At 61.1% G+C, this 19,765-nt stretch carries 12 protein-coding genes; 6 read left to right on the top strand and 6 right to left on the bottom strand.

The window, feature by feature from the left end:
• Positions 1-28: 28 nt before the first annotated feature.
• Together E1958_RS05555 and E1958_RS21615 are read right to left on the bottom strand one after the other, a co-directional pair.
• A complete protein-coding gene (locus E1958_RS05555; protein ID WP_133510990.1) occupies positions 29-370 on the bottom strand; it encodes a type II toxin-antitoxin system HicB family antitoxin in 342 nt (113 codons plus the stop codon).
• Positions 367-621, bottom strand: a complete 255-nt coding sequence (locus tag E1958_RS21615) for a type II toxin-antitoxin system HicA family toxin (protein WP_089725473.1) — start codon at positions 619-621, stop codon at positions 367-369. Before E1958_RS21615 ends, E1958_RS05555 begins: the two co-directional genes overlap by 4 nt.
• 183 nt (positions 622-804) lie before the next feature.
• On the opposite strand from E1958_RS21615, the gene E1958_RS05545 reads away from it, so the two are divergent.
• The 4 genes from E1958_RS05545 (at position 805) to E1958_RS05530 (ending at position 5,612) form a co-directional block, all read left to right on the top strand.
• Positions 805-2,073, top strand: coding sequence for a glycosyltransferase family 4 protein (locus E1958_RS05545; RefSeq protein ID WP_133510989.1), 1,269 nt, complete (start codon positions 805-807; stop codon positions 2,071-2,073).
• Between the two features lie 3 nt (positions 2,074-2,076).
• Positions 2,077-3,825, top strand: a complete 1,749-nt coding sequence (locus E1958_RS05540) for a sugar phosphorylase (RefSeq protein ID WP_133510988.1) — start codon at positions 2,077-2,079, stop codon at positions 3,823-3,825.
• A 95-nt stretch (positions 3,826-3,920) separates the two neighbouring features.
• Positions 3,921-4,163: a BPTI/Kunitz domain-containing protein gene (locus E1958_RS05535; RefSeq protein WP_089725467.1), complete on the top strand. Its 243-nt coding sequence runs from the start codon at positions 3,921-3,923 to the stop codon at positions 4,161-4,163.
• 138 nt (positions 4,164-4,301) lie between these two features.
• On the top strand, positions 4,302-5,612 hold the full coding sequence (locus E1958_RS05530; RefSeq protein ID WP_133510987.1) for an N-acetylmuramoyl-L-alanine amidase: 1,311 nt from the start codon (positions 4,302-4,304) through the stop codon (positions 5,610-5,612).
• Positions 5,613-5,839: 227 nt separating this feature from the next.
• On the opposite strand, the gene E1958_RS05525 is transcribed toward E1958_RS05530, so the two are convergent.
• The 4 genes from E1958_RS05525 to E1958_RS05510 all read right to left on the bottom strand — a co-directional run bounded on the left by E1958_RS05525 (position 5,840) and on the right by E1958_RS05510 (position 14,801).
• Positions 5,840-7,852 carry a serine/threonine protein kinase gene (locus E1958_RS05525; RefSeq protein WP_165741596.1) on the bottom strand — a complete coding sequence of 671 codons (2,013 nt, stop codon included), beginning with the start codon at positions 7,850-7,852 and terminating at the stop codon, positions 5,840-5,842.
• A gap of 1,033 nt (positions 7,853-8,885) precedes the next feature.
• On the bottom strand, positions 8,886-9,701 hold the full coding sequence (xthA, locus tag E1958_RS05520) for an exodeoxyribonuclease III (protein ID WP_133510985.1): 816 nt from the start codon (positions 9,699-9,701) through the stop codon (positions 8,886-8,888).
• Between the two features lie 3 nt (positions 9,702-9,704).
• Positions 9,705-10,001 carry a hypothetical protein gene (locus E1958_RS05515; protein WP_133510984.1) on the bottom strand — a complete coding sequence of 99 codons (297 nt, stop codon included), beginning with the start codon at positions 9,999-10,001 and terminating at the stop codon, positions 9,705-9,707.
• 471 nt (positions 10,002-10,472) lie between these two features.
• Positions 10,473-14,801: an ATP-binding protein gene (locus E1958_RS05510; RefSeq protein WP_133510983.1), complete on the bottom strand. Its 4,329-nt coding sequence runs from the start codon at positions 14,799-14,801 to the stop codon at positions 10,473-10,475.
• A gap of 343 nt (positions 14,802-15,144) precedes the next feature.
• Between E1958_RS05510 and E1958_RS05505 the strand changes: the two genes are divergently transcribed.
• Both E1958_RS05505 and gyrA read left to right on the top strand, forming a co-directional pair.
• The gene (locus E1958_RS05505; RefSeq protein WP_133510982.1) at positions 15,145-16,272 is read left to right on the top strand and encodes an NAD(P)/FAD-dependent oxidoreductase; all 1,128 of its coding nucleotides are present in this window, start codon (positions 15,145-15,147) and stop codon (positions 16,270-16,272) included.
• Positions 16,273-16,947: 675 nt separating this feature from the next.
• Positions 16,948-19,530, top strand: a complete 2,583-nt coding sequence (gyrA, locus tag E1958_RS05500; protein ID WP_133510981.1) for a DNA gyrase subunit A — start codon at positions 16,948-16,950, stop codon at positions 19,528-19,530.
• The last annotated feature ends 235 nt before the right edge of the window (positions 19,531-19,765 follow it).

Here is a 19,765-nt window from a genome sequence, read left to right as displayed (position 1 = left end):
GCGTCTTGTCAGGCTATCAAATCTCCGGTTATTGTGGATTCGCTTGTAGGGTATCGGCGAACATATCAGTCGCCCATTGGTTGATACTCTTTCCACTAACTTCAGCCGCCAGGGCAATCGCGGCGTGAACTTCTGGTGGAATGCGCAACATAAGATTTCCGGAATAGGGTTTTTGCGGCGGGCGATTCAGCTTTTCACAAGTTTCAAGATAATCATCAACTGCTTCTTCGAAAGCAGTACGCAGTTCTGCGACGGATTCGCCGTGAAAACCCACGACATCATTGATACCTGCAATATGACCGATAAAGCAGCCATCGTCGTCACTATAGTCGATTCGAGCTGCATATTCTCTATAAGTCATTGTGTTCATAGTGCTATTCCTACCTGCTGTAGAAAACGTCGGGCATCACGCACTTGGTATGGCTTTGCCTCTTTCTGAGGATGGGGACGGTGGAAAGTGGCGACAACATTATTCAGTTCAAACCGTACCCGCGAACCTCTCCCCTCAATGGATCTGGCGCCAAGTGCCATGAAAAGGGCTTCAATATCCCTCCATTCCAATGTGGTAGGAACTGGCGTTCTGAAAATATCGCTTAAAGTGTTCCGATGCCGTTTATTCATTCATTTTCTCTATGATAGCAAAATGTGCTATCATGTGTCAGTATTTTGTGATGATATTCGATTCGACACTTCTTGTGTTCCAGGATCTTTCATCGCAACACGCATATAATGCAACCGTGAAAATTTCTTAGGCAGGATCGCTGCAGGAAACTAGGGTCGATTATAGACTGCTAATGCACGACCATGAAAACGCCGGAAAACATCGGTTTTGTCTCGACCCGATTCGCGGGTACCGACGGCGTCTCCCTGGAGGCGGCGAAGTGGGCAGAGGTACTCTGGCAGGACCAGCACGTAAGCTACTGGTACGGAGGGGTGCTGGACCGGGATCCGGAGATGAGCCTATGTGTCCCCGAGGCCTTCTTCGGGCATTCGGAGAATCGCTGGATCAACGAGCGACTCTGGGACCGCACGAGTCGCGGTCAGGAGGCCAGCCGGCGCATCCGCGAGCTGGCCGAATATCTCAAGGGTACCCTTTACGAGTATCGGGAACGGTTCGAGCTGGACATCCTGATCCTGCAGAATGTACTCACCATCCCCATGCATATCCCGCTCGGGGTGGCCGTGACTGAGTTTCTGCTCGAGACCCGGATGCCTGCGATCGCCCATCACCACGACTTCCATTGGGAGCGCCAGCGGTTCCAGATCTCGGCCGTGGGGGACTATTTGGAGATGGCCTTCCCGCCGCGCATCCCGCATCTGCAGCACGTGGTGATCAATCAGGCGGCGAAGGATCAGCTCGGGTGGCGCAAGGGGATCTCCAGTCTGCTCATCCCCAACGTGCTGGACTACGAGAACCCACCCGATCCGATCGACGACTATGCCGCCGATGTCCGTGAGGAGATCGGGCTCGCTCCCGGCGATCTGCTGATCCTGCAACCGACCCGGGTGATTCCCCGCAAGGGCATCGAGCACGCCATCCACCTGCTGCGGCGGATCGAGGATTCGCGCTGCAAGCTGGTGGTGTCCCACGCGGCTGGGGACGAGGGGCTTATCTACTGCAAGGAACTCTGCGCGCTGGCACGGGATGAGAAGGTGGAATTGATCCTGTTCGAGGCCCGGGTCGCCGACCGCCGCCAGCTCAATGAAGACGGGCGTAAGATCTATGTCCTCAAGGACCTCTACCCCCATGCCGATCTGGTGACCTTTCCGAGCCTGTACGAGGGCTTCGGTAACGCCTTGCTGGAGGCCATCTACTTCCGCAAGCCGCTGGTGATCGGAAACTACTCGGTCTATAGCCGCGATATCGTACCCAAGGGGATCTCCCTGCCGACCGTCAAGGGCTTCATCGACCGTGATCTGGTGGAGGAAACCAGGCGCATCCTGGAGGACCCGGACTACCGGGAACAGCTGGTGGAGCACAACTACCGGGTTGCCGAACGCTATTTCAGCTACCGGGTGTTGCGGAACAGTCTGCGCCTGATCATCGCCAACATTCGTAACCTGACGGAGTGAGCCATGCTGGTCGTCGATCGCACCGTCTATCAACGCCTCAGGACGCACCTGTCAGCGCTTTACGGACAGGATGAACTGCCGCGAATGCTGAGCCGAATCCACCTGCTCGCCGGGCGTTACGGGGTCGGCACCTGCCCGGATGAGCCCTGCGGCCGCGTCCGCTGGGACCAGCGCGACGCCGTGCTCATTACCTACGGGGACATGGTGCGCGGCGAAGGGGAACCGCCCCTGCGCTCCCTGCTGCGTTTCCTGGAGAATCATCTGAGCGATACCCTGTCCGCGGTCCATGTGCTGCCCTTTTTTCCCTCCAGCTCGGACGACGGCTTTGCGGTCATCGACTATCGGCAGGTGGATCCGGCCCTCGGTGATTGGGAGGACATCGAGGCCCTGGGCGCGGACGACCGGTTTCGGTTGATGGTGGACCTGGTCATCAACCATGTCTCCAGCCAGAGCAATTGGTTCCGCAACTTCGCCAACGGGATTGCCCCGGAACGGCACTATTTCATCGAGGTGGAGCCGGATACGGACTTAAGCACCGTCACCCGTCCCCGCACCTCGCCGCTGCTGCGCCCGGTGCAGACGCCGTCCGGCGAGCGGCTGGTATGGGCGACCTTCAGCCACGACCAGATCGACGTGGACTTCAGCAACCCGGACGTGCTGTTTGAGTACCTGGATATCCTGTTGTTCTACGTGCGCAACGGCGCCCGCATCATTCGCCTGGATGCCGTCGCCTATCTGTGGAAGACGGTCGGTACCAACTGCATCCATCTGGAGCAGACCCACCTGGTGGTCAAGATCCTGCGCGATGTGCTGGATCTGCTGGCACCGGGGATCATCCTGCTCACGGAGACCAATGTCCCGCACCAGGAGAACATCGGCTATTTCGGTGCCGGGGACGAGGCCCACATGGTCTATCAGTTCAGCCTGCCGCCCTTGTTGCTGCATGCGCTGGAGACCGGAGAGTCCCGCTATCTCATGGACTGGGTCACGGGGCTCGAACCTCCGCCGCTGGGTTGCACCTTCTTCAACTTCACCGCCTCCCACGACGGTATTGGCCTGCGCCCCCTGGAAGGGCTGTTGCCGGACGCCGAGTTCGAGGCGCTGGTAGAGCGGATGCAACAGAAGGGCGGGCAGGTCTCCTGGCGGGAGAACCCGGATGGTTCCCGGACGCCCTATGAGCTGAACATCACCTACTTCGATGCCCTGAGCGCCCCCGGACGGAAGGACAGCGATGTCGGCATCGCCCGGTTCCTGTGCTCCCAGACCATCATGCTGAGCCTCCAGGGAGTACCGGGTATCTACTTCAACAGCCTGGTCGCGGCCCCGAACTGGCTGGCGGGGGTCGAAGAAACCGGCCGCGCCCGCACCATCAACCGCCGGAAATGGGGGTTGGCGGAGCTGGAGGACCTGCTCGGAGACGCGGTCCAACCGGCGAGTCGGGTCCTGGCCGAGTACCGGCGCCTGCTGGGGATCCGGCGCGCGCAGGCCGCATTTCATCCCGATGGTCCCCAGCGGGCCTTACAGCTACCGGCGGGGCTGTTCGGCATCGAGCGGACGGTACCCGACGGCTCCGAGCGGATTCGGGTCCTTGCCAACCTCACCGCCGAGCCGCTGGAGGTCCAGCCGCAGCAGATCGAGCACGACTTCGAGCAACGGCAGTGGAGCGAGCTCATCCAGGGTTGGTCCGGCGCGGGTGCCGAGCTCGGGCCGCTCCAGCTCGCACCTTATCAAGTCATGTGGCTGCGGGGATAAGCACCGGGAGGGGCGATTTGAAAACACCTGCGACCCCTATCTCCGTCACGCTGGGGGGATTGCCCCGGCATGCCTCGTGGTCGGTGCTACTCCTAATGGTTGCGCTCGGCCTCGGCGGGTGCGGCGGTGGTGGTGAGCGTTCGACGCGAAACAATTTCTTACCCGTGCATTGCCTGGACAAGCCGGACCCCGGACCCTGCAAAGCATCTGTTATCCGCTACTTTTACGATTACCGCTCCGACAGGTGCTATGGGTTCCGATATGGGGGCTGTGGGGGGTGGGTCCCGTTCGAGACCTTGGCGGCCTGCGAGGAGACCTGTAGCGCGGGCGGTCCGTAGCGATCCGCCTTGCAACAAGAGTTCATCGAACATTTAAAAAGCAAACCTAATCACCCGTTTTCTTTTGTGAAGACCGGGAAAATTCTGTTATTCTAAAACTCCCTTTCACCACCGAATTCCCGCGCATCGGGGCCCCCAATGTACCGGCTGATCGCACTGTTTTTACTGTTGCTGTCATTACCCCTCCAAGCGCAACAAGTGGATGTCCGTGGTGCCCGCATCTGGACGGCACCCGATCGCACCCGGTTGGTACTGGATACTGCGGCGCCGGTATCTCACAAGATCTTTCCCCTCGAGCATCCCTACCGTTTGGTCATCGATGTCCCGGATGCCCGGCTCAAGGACAAGCTGCCGACCATAAAGGCCAACGAGCCCCTGCTGATCGGTCTGCGCAGTGGGGTACGTGCAGGCGATGATCTGCGTCTGGTGCTGGACCTCAAGCAGCAGGTCCGCGCCAAGAGCTTCCTGCTGCAACCCAACGAGCAGTATGGTCATCGACTGGTGGTGGATCTGGTTCCGATCAGGAAGGGGACGGGGGGGAAGAAGGCCAAGGGCGGCAAGCCACGGCCTCCTGTCCGGACCCGGCTGAGGGATGTCACCATTGCCATCGACGCCGGGCATGGGGGCGAAGATCCGGGCGCCGTCGGTGCCAAGGGCACGCGGGAGAAGGACATTACCTTGCGGATTGCCCGCAGGCTGGCGCGGCTGGTGAAGAAAGAGCGGGGTATGCGGCCGGTGCTGATCCGCAATGGCGATTACTTTATTCGCTTGCGCAAGCGCATGGGGCTGGCGCGCAAGCATCGGGCGGACCTGTTCGTTTCGATCCATGCCGATGCCTTCCGCGATCGGCGGGTGCGCGGCTCGTCCGTCTATACCCTTTCCCACCGCGGGGCCAGTAGCGAGGCCGCCAAGTGGCTAGCGGACAAGGAAAACCGTGCCGACCTCATCGCCGGCGTCGATCTGAGCGAGAACGACAGCCTCTTGGCCACCGTACTCCTGGACATGACCCAGAACGCCACCCTGGAGCACAGCAACCTGGCGGCGGAGCGGGTGCTCACCAACCTCCAAAAGGTAGGGGCGGTTCACCAGGGCAAGGTTCAGAAGGCGGGCTTTGTGGTCCTCAAATCGCCGGATATACCTTCCATCCTGGTCGAGACTGCCTTCATCTCCAACCCGGAGGAGGAGAAGCGTCTGCGCAGCAACGAACATCAGGCGAAGCTTGCCGGTGCCATATTGGCCGGCATCAAGTCCTATTTCACCCGCCATCCACCGCCGGGAACCAAACTTGCCGGTAGAGGTAGAGGCAAGGGGCGTCGTCACGTGATCAACCACGGCGACACGCTCCTGGAGATTGCCAAACATTACGACGTGAGCCTGACTTCCCTGCGCAGCGCCAACAACCTCGAGGGTGACCGCATCCGCGTCGGTCAGGTGCTCACCATCCCTTAGATCTGTTGACATTTAGCGAACCGCATCCGCCAGGTAGCCAGAGCTCGTAGCTCGTAGGGCGGGTAAGACCAGGGATGGTCGCAACCCGCCGGAAGACTTTTGGCGGGATGCGCTGCGCTTTCCCGCCCTACGCGGACCAATGCTGGGGTTCGCAAGCTCACCCCAGCCTACAGGATTGATTCTTCTGATAAATTTTCTCAATTGAGAACGCTCCCTGGCGCAACGGATCAGTGAATCTCGATGAAGCGCCAAGCTGTACCGCAATTGGGTGTATGCTCCTTTAGGGCTTCCTCAAGTGCCGGCAGAAAGTCCTCGATGCGGTCCGGCTCGCCCAAGTGCTGCGGCAAGGTCACACCTCGGCACCAGAGGGCGAGTATAAGATCCGTTCCAGGTGCACTGGCCTCGTAGCCTGTTAGCCCCACTTCGGCGCCGACGTACAAGAGCCGATTAAACGCCTCGGGTGGTGCATAGACCTCGCCTGCGGAGCCGATATAGAAGGCGTACAGCCGCCCCGAAGCCTGGTCACTGTTGCGGAAGGCAACCCTGAAGTCGTCGCCGGTGGTGTAGTGGCCACTAGGATGGTTGGGCACGATGGCGAGTCGCCGCGCGGTGGAATAGGGGCCTATCAGCTTCAGTAGGGGGCACAGAGGGCGCGGTACCACCGATACGCCACTGATGTCGATCCTAGCCTGGGCGATTGCGCCCAACTCGGCATCCAGTCGCCTAAGATCGGTCTGACCGGCGACGTGACCGCTGATTGCGTAGTCGCCTTCCGCAAGCCTCTCTACTTGCAGTGGAGTGCAGTCGAAGCCCTCAAGCACATCGGCGATTGGTTGCGCCGGGGTAAGTGGTGCCGGAGATGGCTTGGAAGGTATCACCACTGTTGGTGGCGCGGCTACTTCCGCGTGTGGGCTGGGTTCCTGTCCCGGTGGTGGCGTTGAGTCATCCCTGGTCGCTGATGCGTCGGATTCCGGGCTTTGGGATGAAGGTGCCGGCACCGGATCTTGGTAAGACTGCTCGGGTGGTCGGGCTTGCCCGGGGATTACCCCGCCACCATTTCGTTCGACCCACAACCAGGCCAGCAGCGCCATGATTCCCGTTACCACCACAAGCGACAGGGCGCTCAGCCAATGGGTCCTCCACCAATCGGCACGCTTGGACCGCGACTCGTCTCCGGCCGGGTCGGAGCGGCCTGGATCTACGGCAAGTGACCGGCCTATGACTTCCGGGTCCGGGGGGGTGGATAGAACGACCGTGGGCGAATCCGCTTGCCCCTGCTGGTCAGGCCCCGGTTGCGGCATGACGATAGTTGCCTCCGAGTCACCGCTCGGGGTTCCATGTCGCGTCTCGAGCGGATCGGTCGTGCTCCGATCCGGCCCCAAGCCCAACGACGAACGCCACTCGGCGACGGATTGCGGTCGCTCTCGGTAATTCAGCTCCAGGGCCTCATCGAGGCCGCATAAGAAGCCGTCCGTGTACCGGCCCTGCAACTCGTCGGCGAGTCGAGGGCGCGCCGCTGCAACGGGGTCCGGCTTGCGACCGGTGAGCGCATAGAACAGGGTTGCGGCGAGGCTGTAGATGTCCGTCCACTTTCCATACTGACCATACTGTTGCTCCGGCGGTGCGAAGGCCGGCGTCAGCTGTACATATTTGGACAGGTCCTGGTCGCCGGAGACCCGACGTGCCGATCCGAAATCGATCAAAACGGGCGTGCCGTCAGGTCGGATCAGGATGTTGCTCGGCTTGATGTCCCGATGCAGCACATCCGCGTTGTGGACATGCTCCAACCCGGCGAGCAACGCATCCAGAAGCCTGCGCAGAGGTTCCTCGTCCCAGGGCGGCTCGCGCTTGAGGACGGCCTCCAGTGCTTCCCCCTCCTCCCACTTCATGACGAAATAGGAGGTACCGTTCTTCTCGATGACGTGCCGGACCTGGATGATGTTCGGATGCGGCTCCGGCTCGGCCAATCTGCGGAGCGTCTTCGCCTCGCTGACGAAGCGATCCAGCGCCCAGGCAAACTCCTCCGCGTGATCCTGCTTCGGCGTAACCTGCCCGGTGTCGACGCGATCGGCGATATCCCGCGGAAAAAACTCCTTGATGGCGACCGGGTCTTTGAGTACGTGTCCCTCGGCACGATAAACGATACCGAAGGTGCCGGATCCCAGGGTCTGGGTGATATCGTACCCGCCGATATCCGAGCCGTTGGGAAGGGGGGGGTGCTGAGATATGTTTGGGTCCATAGGTGACATTTTAGGTCCGGCAACGACTGCCTAGGAGTCAAACGGTCATCGGCTCGCGGTGGACACCGGTCGGTGGTAGTAGTTAAGGTTTAGGCTCTTTATGGATTCTGGACTGATCTCTCCTCCACCCCCCGGCATGGAGCCGTAGGATGTGGTGAGCGTCGGGCGCGGGAGCGACCGGCGCGAACCGCATCTTTGGCTTCCGGCTCATCGATGCGGTTCCCCGTGGGCGTCCATTGATGCGGTTCGCGCCTCCTGGTGATGCCATCCTGAACGACCAACCGCGCTCACCGCATCCTACACTCCCGCGCAAGACCGCGGTGCAACCAGGGGGTGTGGTGAAGGCAGTGAACGGTTCGGCAGCGCGAAACAATAGGACTCTGCGGCCAAGGCAAAGCAGTCTGGAATCCATAAAGAGCCTTTCCAAGTCCAACCTTTGCTCCTAACGTATTGGGGCTCTTTTTAGAGTCAACTTTAGAGTTCGAATCAAATTGTCCTAATACAGAAAGGGCATCCTTATAGTAACTACGCCACCGCGATCCGTAATTTGGTAGTGGTTAAATTCAAAGTGACATGGTTGTGCGACTTAACGATTCGACCCCCACTGCTTTTGCCATCCCTGGCGCCTGGATTCCGGCAATCCCTGCCGAAATGACGGGGTAAGGGTCGGCAGACTTCATCACTTAAAATTTAGCCACTACCCGTAATTTTAATCGTCGTGCAGCCCCCGAGTATCAGCACCGGCGAAACGGCAATCAGCGGTATCTTCATCTTCATAAGCTTGCTTGAGGGAAAAGGTCTACGCAGCGGATCCTGCGCCCACCATCTGAAAATGAATGCAAATCGGTCGAAATCGATCCGCTGTCGAGCACCTTGGAAAATACGGTTTTCGTCAAGGGAACGTCTCAATAATCAATAGGTTAGAGTCTTTTGATTGGTGAAAACATCTATTTTCAAGATGTCTTATCGTCATGGTTCTTGATCCATTTGCGTGTATTTGCGTTGATTTGCGGATAAATCTTCCGGTCTCGGTTCAAAGCTCGAAACTGGCCCACACCGGACAGTGGTCGGAGGGTTTCTCCATGCCGCGGATGTCGTAGTCGATATCGACATCCACCAGGCGCTCGCGCAGGGGGGCCGTGACCAGTATCAGGTCGATACGCAGGCCGCGCTTGGGATCGCGCTCGAACCCCCGGCTGCGGTAGTCGAACCAGCTGAAGCGGTCATCGGTTTGGGGGTGAAGTGCGCGGTAGGCATCCTGGAGTCCCCAGTCGGTCAGGGTCGTGAACCACTCCCGCTCCTCCGGCAGGAAGCTGCATTTGCCCGTGCGCAGCCAGCGCTTGGCGTTGTCGGCGCCGATGCCGATGTCGAGATCTAGGGGCGCCACGTTCATGTCGCCGAGGATCACCAGATTCTGGTCCGGCGTAAAGCTGGCGCGGACGAAGGCGGTCAGGTCGGCGTAGAACTTCTGTTTAGCGGGAAACTTGACTGGGTGATCGCGGTTCTCGCCCTGGGGGAAGTAGCCGTTGATCAGGGTGAGCTCGCGGCCCTCCGGTAAGGCGTAACGGCCCATGATGAAGCGGCGCTGGGCGTCTTCAGCCTCGTCGGGCAGGCCCTTGATGACCTCCAGCGGCGCCTGTTTACTCAGCAAGGCGACGCCGTAATGGGATTTCTGGCCGAAGTAGTGGGGTTGGTAGCCTAGGGCCTCGACCGCCTCCCGGGGAAAGGCGTCGTCGGCCACCTTGCTTTCCTGGAGACCGATGATATCCGGGTCGTGCCGGGCCTGCAGCGCCTCCAATTGGTGGTGCCGGGCGCGAATGCCGTTGATGTTGAAGGTGACAATCTTCATGGGTTAGCCGGTCTCCATGACGTCATAGGTCTCTTTCCGCCCCATTTCCCAGCCATGACGGTAGGCCCTGCCCCAGGGCAGGGCCTCATGGCCCGCGCTCGGGTCCTGCGCGTCCAGCTCCAGGGCCGCGGCCACATGGCGCGCGTAGCCCAGGCGTTGGAGGGCATGGATAACGCCGTTGGCATAGCCCCGGTTGTACCAGCGCTGGGCATCGTCGGTGCGGTCCAGAAAGCCCTGCGAGTCGTCGTAGAGGTCGCAGATCAGCTCCAAGAGCTGGGGCAGAATGGTGTCGGCGCTCATGAGGCTGGTGGGACGGGAAGCTGAAGAGCATGGGGCGGAGGCTAACACGACCTGCTCCGGCCTTCCAATCCAATGCCATTGAGTTGAGCGTTACGGTCGGCAAAAAAGAGGAGAAACGACGCATCACGCGAATCCTCGTGAATTGGCTTCCGGCGGGTGGCAACAATCCTGAATGATTTGGCGCTGTCTGGAAGATTTGACTTAGAGGGTGTCGCAAAAGTCCTTCCGGGGGCTCGATGAGAACCTGCGTTCGCCTTGATTTTGAACCACAGAGGACACGGAGAACACAGAGAATTGATCGGTTCCTTTCTTGGAGTCCTCTGTGTTCTTAACATTTAGCAGGTCCGCACAGCGGACCCTACAGTCAATCAAGTGGTTAGGGTAGGGTCCGCTGTGCGGACCGCTTGAGCATTGCGGTTACCTAACGTATGAAAAGCAAACGGTTAGGTTAAATGTCAACAGGACCTAGCCTCATTTGGGAGGGTCCGAGGGCGCAGTGTGCGCGGGCGGCGTCTGCCGTTCCCGTAACAGGCGGATAAAGTCGTCGCTGACGCTGTGGTCCTTGGTGTCGGCGGCGTATTGGATCAGCTGCTCGCGCAATCGCTCGGCGGCGTCCAGGGGTATCAGCTGGGCGAGCAGGAAGTAGACGCCGCGGAAACGGGCATCGCCCAGATACTTTTTCGGGCGTTCGTTATCGGCGCCGCGAAAGGCCTGGACGATGAAATAATCCCATATCTTGTCGTGGCGGAAGGACCACTGCTTGACCAGTTCGCCCTTGCCGTCCGAGGATTGGTGCACAACGGCCATCTTGTGGTCGGTCAGGGCCTTGACCTCGGCCGGGAACTCGGTCTCCGGCAGCGTCGATTCGTCGTCCACCCGCATCTGGTAGATACGCTCGGCAAAGACCTTCAATGGAAACTCGGTGCCGGCGTGCTTGGCCGCATAATCCCTGGCCATGGTGTCGTACCACTGCTGCTGGAGCCGGAACAGATCCGGCCTTTCGCTGCGTGCCAGCATAGCCGAGACCACAGTGGCATCCATGGGGTTGGACAGTATCCGCTGGTTGGCCGCGCGTTCCTCGGCGGGTTGCTCCTCGGAGAGGGTTGCGGCCAGGAAGCGGCGGCAGCGATCGGCATAGTCGGCACCCTCCGCAGCGCTTGGGTCCGACGGGGCGCGGGAGAGCAGGAATGCCTCGATCTGCGTCTCGGTCAAGGGCTCCAGGAACCAGGGCTGGGCGGTAGCCGGTAGCCGCCAGTCGATGGGCTGAACCCCGATGATAATGTTGCCCTTGAAGTGTTCCTCGACGAAAGAGCGGATCTGCTCACGGGTGTCCGGCGCCACCTCGTTGACGCCGTCGATACAGAGATCGACCGCACCGGCATAGATCAGGGTGCGCAGATAGTCGGGGTCCCGCGCCGGTCCGTGCAGCTTGGTCTGTATCGCCGCCAGCACCCCCTTATTGCACCTCCAGGCCGGCAGATAGACGGTTATCAGCCGCGCTTGGTGTATCAGGTGGCGCAGAAACATGGTCTTGCCGAGCCCGGATTCCCCGATCAGGACGATCTGACCAGCGATACGCGGGATCGCCTCCACCACGGATCGGGCCGATTCGACCCCATCCTGCTCACGCCGGGCCAGAGAGCTCGGATAGTAACGGTCGTCTTTGAAGGTATCCAAGGCCGCGTCGGCGAGCAGCGGCACACGAAAGGGCGCGAATAATAGCCGCCGCAGCCAGGGTATCCAGGCCAGCAGCAGACCCACATAGCCGAGCCCGGCAATACGCCGTATCCAAGGGTTCCAGAAGAACAACGCCTGCACCATCCGTACCCACGGGTAGAGCAGAATCAGAAGCGCCCAGAACAGGGCATGGGCGGCGAGGATCTTGCCGGAAATCGTCAGCCAAACGAAGGGATCGATCCTGATGATAGCCCAGTCGATATCGCCGGTCGGGAATCCGGCCTGTTGTAGGCCGCGCTTTAGCTCCTCCAGCAAAGGTTTGTCTCGGGTATTCCATTTACCCTGGCGGATATCCACCAGGCGCCGGATGCGGTCGGCCAGCTCCCGGCGGGTATTGGAGAAGTCGTCCGTAGCCTTCCAGGTTTCGGCAAACATCTTCAGCGTTTGGTGTGCGGCCTGGTTGTCATTACGGATCTCTTTCAGACGAGACTCCACCTGCTCAGGCTTGGGCCGACCGAGCCAGCTTAATCGGTCCTCCCAGTCCGACTTACCCCCACCCATCAGATGGGCAGCCAAACGCAACTCGCCACCGTGGTCGATCTTCCGGTGGCAGGCCTCCAGCAAGGGCGGTAATCCCGACAGATTCGGTGTGTCCAAGAGATGGACCAGATTCAGCATCCGCCGCCTGCGGTCCGAGTCGGGCGATAACAGAGCCTGGGCGACCAGGGATGGATCGAGCAACCCCGGCTGTTCCATGAACAGCGCCTGGGTGGCGTCTCGAACGTCCGAGTCCTCATCGCCCAATAGCTCGCTCAAATCGCGGGCGTGAAGACGTGCCAACGCTGAGTCAAGATCAGCAGCCCACACGGCACCGAGTCGTGTTCCCTTATCCCCACTTTGCAGCCAAACTGCCAGGGTCGTTGTGGGCAGATCCAGCAATTCCGGCTGTTCCTTGAACAGCGCGTGGGCAGCGTTGCTCACATCCGAGACCTTATAACTATTATCATAGAGATTCCGACCCCTATCGCCTAGTTGCTTGCTCAAAGCGCGGGCGTGAGGACGCGCCAGCTTCGGATCGAAGGTAGCTGCCCGCACCGCGCCGAGCCGTTTTGCCTCGTCGTCGCTCTGCAGCCAGGCTGTCAGGGTCTTCGCGGGCAGATCCAGCAATTCCGGCTGTTCCTTGAACAGCGCGTAAACGGCGTTTTGAACACGCCAGTCCTTATCACCTAACCGCTCGCTCAGTGTGCGGGCGTGGGCACGTGCTAGCTTTGGGTCGAGATTGGCTGCCCATATCGCGCCGCGCCGTTTTGCCTCATCCTTGCTCTGCAGCCAATCTGCCAGGGTCTCTGCTGGCAGATCCAGCAGCGCCGGCTGTTCCTTGAACAGCGCGTAGGCGGCGTCTTGCACCTCTGAGCCCGGCCTTTCCCACATGTCCACGTCCGGGTCCCCATAGCCCAGTAGCTCGCTCAGTGTGCGGGTGTGGGCATGTGCTAGCTTTGGGTCGAGCTTGGCTGCCCATATCGCGCCGAGCCGTTTCCACCCATCCTCGCTCTGCAGCCAATCTGCCAGGATCTCCGGGGGCAGATCCAGCAACCCCGGCTGGGCCTCGAACAGCTCGTAAGCGGCGTCTCGAACCTCCGAGTCCTGCTGCCTTCCCCATTTGTCCACGTACTGGTCCTCATCGCCTAGTAGCTCGCTCAAATCACGGGCGTGGGCACGTGCCAGCTTTGGGTCGAGATTGGCTGCCCGCACCGCGCCGAGCCGTTTTGCCTCATTCTCGCTCTGCAGCCAAGCTGCTAGGGTCTCCGTAGGCAGATCCAGCAATCCCGGTTGGGCCTCGAACAGCTCGTAAGCGGCGTCTCGAACCTCCGAGCCCTTCGGCGCATCCCCATACGCCCCCTCCCGTGTGTCCAGGTACCGGTCCTCATCGCCTAGTAGCTCGCTCAAGGCACGGGCGTGGGCGTGTGCTAGCTCTGGGTCGAGATTGGCTGCCCGTATTGCGCTGAGCCGTTTTGTCCAATCCTCGCTCTGCAACCAGTCCGCCAGGGTCTCTGCCGGCAGATCCAGCAACTCCGGCTGTTCCTTAAACAGTGTGTGGGCGGCATCTTGAACGTAGTTTTCTTCATCACCCAGTAGCTTGCTCAGATTACGGGCGTAGGGGCGTGCTAGCTCTGGGTCGAGATTGGCTGCCCGTATTGCGCCGAGCCGTTTTGTCCAATCCTCGCTCTGCAGCCAGGCTGCCAGGGTCTCCGTAGGCAGATCCAGTAACCCTGGTTGGGCCTCAAACAGAGCGTGGGCGGCATCTTGAACGTAGTTTTCTTCATCACCCAGTAGCTTGCTCAGATTACGGGCGTAGGGGCGTGCTAGCTCTGGGTCGAGATCGGCTGCCCATATCGCGCCGACCCGTTGCCCCAAACTCCGGCCTTTCAGCCAGTCCGCCAAGGTCTTCGTAGACAGATCCAGCAGCGCCGGTTGGGCCTTGAACAGTGCGTGGGTGGCGTCTCGAACGTTCAGGTCCTCATCGCCTAGTAGCTTGCTCAAGACACGGGCGTGGGCACGTGCCAGCTTTGGGTTGAGATCGGCTGCCCGTATCGCGCCGAGTCGTTTTGCCCGATTCTCCCGACCCTCGCTTTTCAGCCAGTCCGCCAGGGTCTCCGTAGGCAGATCCAGCAGCGCCGGCTGGGCCTTGATCAACGCTTGGGCGGCATCCCTCACGGCCGGGTGCCTATCGATCAGTAGCTTGGTCAAGGCACGGGCGTAGGGACGTAACAGTGCCGCCAATTCGGCGTTGATAGCGAGGGTTTGGATACCCGCAGGCGTCGGCTCCTCCATCCAGAGCTCGACAACCCGCTGGCGCTGGGCCAATTCCTTCGGCAGTACGGATGGTTGGGCCAGGATGATCTCTGCCCGCTCGATGTCTCGGGCGGCGATGACGACCGAGTCCAAGGGGTCTTCCAGGGCGGCACGATAACCCGCGATCTCGGCCGACGTGGGCGGTTTGGGTGGCTTGGGATCGGGATCAGGCTGGTCCGCCGCCCTCGCACCGGCGAACAGGCACAGTATCAGGCAACCGGCGAGGAGGATAGAGGCGAGCTTGCCACTTGCTGTTCGGTTGCTGACCATCGGCATCGCCTTTCGAACGTACTGCTCGTTCCCACGCTCCAGCGTGGGAACGCAGGTATGGCCGCTCCAGCGGCCAAGGTTTCATGACGCTGGAGCGTCCGGACTTGCTCCCACGCTGGAACGTGGGAGCCAGAGAGAAGGTTCTTATATTCGCCAACAACAAAATTACAACTACCGCCACTTGCTGTTCGGTTGCTGACTATCGGCATTGTCCTTCCGACGTATCGCCCCAAGGCTGGGGCGGATAAGGATTGGGATGATGCCATAATCGAGTACACCTACGTGCAAAACAACGGGTATACAATCCCAGCTCGACCAACACCCCTATCTTCCGGAGCTCACCATGCCACGCGTTACCATTATCGGATCGGGTTTTGCGGCGCTCACCGCCGTCCGGACCCTGCGAAAAGCCGCCACCGAGACGGCGCTCACCTTGGTGAGTCCCAGAGCGGAGCTCGTCTATTATCCGGGTCTCATCTGGGTCCCTACGGGTCTGCGTACCGGTGATGATCTGCGTATCCCGCTCGAGTCCTTCTTGCGACGCATGGGCGTAAAACACGTAGCCGCGGAAGTCACGGGGCTTGGTAACGGCGGTCGCGTCTTGGAGACCACGGCGGGAGAGATCGAGAACGACGGCCTCATCATCGGCTCCGGCGGTCGCTATATGAAGAAGCTGCCGGGCAGCGAGCACATGATCCTACCCTGCGAGGGCATCGCCGCCGCCCAGCGCATTCGAGATCGGCTGCAAGGCATGGATGGCGGGACCATCGCCATGGGCTTCGCGGGCAACCCGAAGGAGCCCGCGGCCATGCGCGGCGGTCCTCTGTTCGAGTTCCTGTTCGGGATCGACAGCTACCTGCGCCGGCAGAACCGCCGCGAGCGCTTCGAATTGATCTTCTTCACGCCGGCGGAGAAGCCGGGAAATCGCCTGGGTCCCAAGGCCGTCGCCGGGTTGCAGGCGGAGATGAATAAACGCGGGATCCGCACCCACCTCGGCCACCGGCTCAAGGGCTTTGCTCCGCAGCGGGTGATGACCGAGGGGGGGGAATTGGACGCCGATCTGATTCTGTTCATACCCGGCATGACGGGGAGCCAATGGTTCGACAACACGGACCTGCCGCGTTCGGAAGGCGGTTTCATCAAGGCCGACCGGCAGTGCCGCGTGGATGGTATGGAACGGGTCTATGTGGCCGGGGATTCCGGCAGCTTTCCGGGACCCGAGTGGATGCCGAAGCAGGCCCATATGGCGGACCTGCAGGCCAAGGCGGCAGCCGCAAACCTGGCGGACGAGCTGGCAGGAAGGCAACCCACCGCCACCTATCGGGTGGAACTCCTGTGTATCGTCGATGCCCACGACCGGGGGATGCTGGTGGCCCGCAACGAAAAACACAACCTGGTGCTGCCCGCCATGCGCCTGTTCCATTGGCTGAAGCGTGGCTTCGAGTGGCGATACCTACGCCAGTACCGCTGACCAGGTCAAACAGGTATCAAGCCGCTCGAAAACATGGCCTCGGCGGATCGGGGTTTTGAACCGCAAAGGGTGCAAAGATTTTTTTGATCCGCAGATTACGCAGATTTTCACAGATTATTTCTTTGATTTGATAGTCGGGTAGGTTGGGCAAAGGCGCGCTGCCGAGCCGGCGGTCGAACCGACGACCTCTCCTGCTCGTTCCCACGCTCCAGCGTGGGAACGCAGGTGTGGCCGCTCCAGCGGCCAAAGTTTCATGACGCTGGAGCGTCCGGACTTGCTCCCACGCTGGAGCGTGGGAGCCAGAGATGGATCGATGGGCACGCTTCGCTGGGTGCATCCTAACGAGCAGCCGCAATGCGGAAAGCTCCGCGGAACGACCGAAACCTTGGGGTCAGTTTGATGGATGCTTGCTTTGTCCAACCTACGGGCTGAGTCGCCATGGGCACCGCTCCGCGTGATCATATCTGCGGTCGGAACCGGCTGCGTGATACAATTTTCCCTTTTCCCAACCAGCACAATAGGCCGATTTTACTAACCGTATCGAAACCAAAGCCATTGGTCCCCCTCACCTCAGCCCGCTCCAACCCTCTCTCCTTAAGGGAGGCGAGGGAGCGAACCTGGCATTACTTTCGATCTTCTTAGTAAATCGGCCCCTCACCTCGGTTTCCCACATCCATGCCGGAGTTCGCCAAAGAAGTTCTGCCCGTCAATCTGGAAGACGAGATGCGCAAGTCCTACCTCGATTACGCCATGAGCGTGATCGTCGGCAGGGCCCTGCCGGACGTGCGCGACGGCCTCAAGCCGGTCCACCGCCGGGTGCTCTATGCCATGAGCGAGCTGAGCAACGACTGGAACAAACCCTACAAAAAGTCCGCGCGCGTGGTGGGCGATGTCATCGGTAAGTACCACCCCCATGGTGACACGGCGGTCTATGACACCATCGTGCGCATGGCCCAGCATTTCTCCATGCGCTACCTGCTGGTGGACGGGCAGGGCAACTTCGGCTCGGTGGACGGGGATGCCCCGGCGGCCATGCGTTACACCGAGATACGCATGGCGCGCATCGCCCACACCCTGCTCGATGACCTGGACAAGGAGACGGTCGACTTCATCCCCAACTACGACGGTTCCGAACAGGAACCGACCGTCCTGCCGGCCCGCTTTCCGAACCTGTTGGTCAACGGATCGGCGGGGATCGCGGTGGGCATGGCGACCAACATCCCGCCGCATAATCTCACCGAGATCGTCAACGCCTGTCTGGCCATTATCGACGACCCGGAGCTGGGCGTCGATGCGCTCATCGAGCATGTCCCCGGACCGGACTTCCCCACCGCCGGCATCATCAACGGGACGCGGGGCATCCGCTCCGCCTACCGCACGGGTCGCGGGCGCATCCATCTGCGGGCCCGCACCCACACCGAGACCGAGAAGCGGAGCGGCCGCGAGGCCATCATCATCACCGAGCTTCCCTACCAGGTGAACAAGGCCCGCATGCTGGAGCGCATGGGGGAGCTGGTGAAGGAAAAGAAGCTGGAAGGGATCGCCGAGCTGCGCGACGAATCCGACAAGGACGGCATGCGCGTGGTCATCGAGCTCAAGCGCGACCACTACCCGGACGTGGTGCTCAACAACCTCTACCAGCACACCCAGCTGCAAACGGTCTTCGGCATCAACATGGTGGCCCTGGTAGACGGCCAGCCGCGGCTGCTCAACCTCAAGCAGATGCTGGAGTATTTCCTGCGTCACCGCCGGGAGGTGGTGGTCAGGCGGACCCTGTTCGAGCTGCGCAAGGCCCGGAGGCGCGCCCATGTGTTGGAAGGGCTGGCGGTGGCGCTGGCCAACATCGACGCGGTCATCGCGCTCATCCGGGCCTCCGGCAACCCGGAGGAGGCCAAGGCGGGACTGCTGGCGCGCGTGTGGCGGCCGGGGGCCGTGTCCGCCATGCTGGAGCGGGCCGGTGCCGACCGGACCAAGCCGGACGATCTGGCCCAGGGCCTGGGTCTGAGCGCGGATGGTTACCGCCTGAGCGAGGCCCAGGCCCAGGCCATCCTGGACCTGCGTCTGCATCGCCTCACGGGTCTGGAGCAGGACAAGATCATCGGCGAGTTCGAGGAGATTCTGAACAAGATCGCCGATCTACTCGATATCCTATCCGACCCTGAACACCTGATGCAGGTCATCCGCGCGGAGCTAGAGGCCATCCGCGACCAATACGGGGACGCGCGCCGGACCGAGATCCTCACCGATCACCTGGATCTCACCCTGGAGGACCTGATCGCCCCGGAGGACGTAGTGGTCACCCTGTCCCATGCGGGGTATGCCAAGGCGCAGCCGGTGAGCCAATACCAGGCCCAGCGGCGGGGGGGCAAGGGTCGGTCCGCCGCCACCACCAAGGACGAAGACTTTATCGACAAGCTCTTCGTCGCCAATTCCCACGACACCGTGCTGTGCTTTTCCAGTCGCGGGAAGGTTTACTGGCTGAAGGTCTACGAGCTGCCCCAGGCCGGGCGCGCCGCGCGCGGTCGGCCCATGGTCAATCTGCTGCCGGCGCTGGAGCAGGGCGAACGCATCAGTGCCGTACTGCCCATCCGCGAGTACGAAGAAGGCTATTTCGTCTTCATGGCCACCAGTGCCGGCACCGTGAAGAAGACGCCACTCAGGGACTTTTCGCGCCCCTTGTCACGCGGCATCATCGCCATCGATCTGCGACAGGACGAGTACCTGGTAGGCGTGGCCGTTACCGACGGCGAACGGGACATCATGTTGTTCACCTCGGCGGGCAAGGCGGTACGGTTCAAGGAGCGCGCGGTCAGATCCATGGGCCGCACCGCCCACGGTGTGCGCGGGGTATCTCTGGAACCCGGACAGCGGGTCATCTCCATGCTGGTGGCAGAGCCGGGGACCGTGCTGACCGTTACGGAGAAGGGCTACGGCAAGCGGACCGCGCTCGAAGACTTCCCGACCAAGGGACGGGGCACCAAGGGCGTGGTCTCCATCAGTACCTCCGAACGCAACGGGGACCAGATCGGCGCCGTCCTGGTGCTCCCGGAGGACGAGATCATGCTGATCACCGAGGGCGGCACCCTGGTGCGCACCCTGGTGGAGGGGATCCCGGTGCTGGGCCGCAACACCCAGGGGGTGAAGCTGATCAGCCTGGCCGGCGGCGAGCGACTCGCCGGAGTGGAGCGCATCCTGGGGCTCAATGGGGATGCTAATGGCGACAGCAATGGCGGGGAAGGGGAGACTTCCGAGGGTTAGTGTAGCTGTGCCTATTGAAAGGGAACCTCGTGGCTTGGCCGGGGTGGGGTGAACCACGAATAGTCTCCGCATCTCTGGCCTACTGTTGAACCACAGAGACCCAGAGAGCATGGAATCTGGGGGTTGTATTGAAGGTTGCAAGCCCTCCCACCTGCCATCCCTGATAACTGGATTCCGGCATCCAAGCCGGAGTGACAGGCTTGGTGACTACCATAACGCGGGAGCCTGGGAATGG

Origin of the sequence: Candidatus Thiosymbion oneisti, from assembly GCF_004359955.1 — a bacterium.
GTDB lineage: Bacteria > Pseudomonadota > Gammaproteobacteria > Chromatiales > Chromatiaceae > Thiosymbion > Thiosymbion oneisti.
This window is presented reverse-complemented; position numbering and strand designations above follow the sequence as displayed.

Coding starts and splice junctions, on each gene's coding strand:
- E1958_RS05555 (WP_133510990.1), bottom strand. CDS start 370: ATGAACACAATGACTTATAGAGAATATGCAGCTCGAATCGACTATAGT.
- E1958_RS21615 (WP_089725473.1), bottom strand. CDS start 621: ATGAATAAACGGCATCGGAACACTTTAAGCGATATTTTCAGAACGCCA.
- E1958_RS05545 (WP_133510989.1), top strand. CDS start 805: ATGAAAACGCCGGAAAACATCGGTTTTGTCTCGACCCGATTCGCGGGT.
- E1958_RS05540 (WP_133510988.1), top strand. CDS start 2,077: ATGCTGGTCGTCGATCGCACCGTCTATCAACGCCTCAGGACGCACCTG.
- E1958_RS05535 (WP_089725467.1), top strand. CDS start 3,921: ATGGTTGCGCTCGGCCTCGGCGGGTGCGGCGGTGGTGGTGAGCGTTCG.
- E1958_RS05530 (WP_133510987.1), top strand. CDS start 4,302: ATGTACCGGCTGATCGCACTGTTTTTACTGTTGCTGTCATTACCCCTC.
- E1958_RS05525 (WP_165741596.1), bottom strand. CDS start 7,852: ATGGACCCAAACATATCTCAGCACCCCCCCCTTCCCAACGGCTCGGAT.
- xthA (WP_133510985.1), bottom strand. CDS start 9,701: ATGAAGATTGTCACCTTCAACATCAACGGCATTCGCGCCCGGCACCAC.
- E1958_RS05515 (WP_133510984.1), bottom strand. CDS start 10,001: ATGAGCGCCGACACCATTCTGCCCCAGCTCTTGGAGCTGATCTGCGAC.
- E1958_RS05510 (WP_133510983.1), bottom strand. CDS start 14,801: ATGGTCAGCAACCGAACAGCAAGTGGCAAGCTCGCCTCTATCCTCCTC.
- E1958_RS05505 (WP_133510982.1), top strand. CDS start 15,145: ATGCCACGCGTTACCATTATCGGATCGGGTTTTGCGGCGCTCACCGCC.
- gyrA (WP_133510981.1), top strand. CDS start 16,948: ATGCCGGAGTTCGCCAAAGAAGTTCTGCCCGTCAATCTGGAAGACGAG.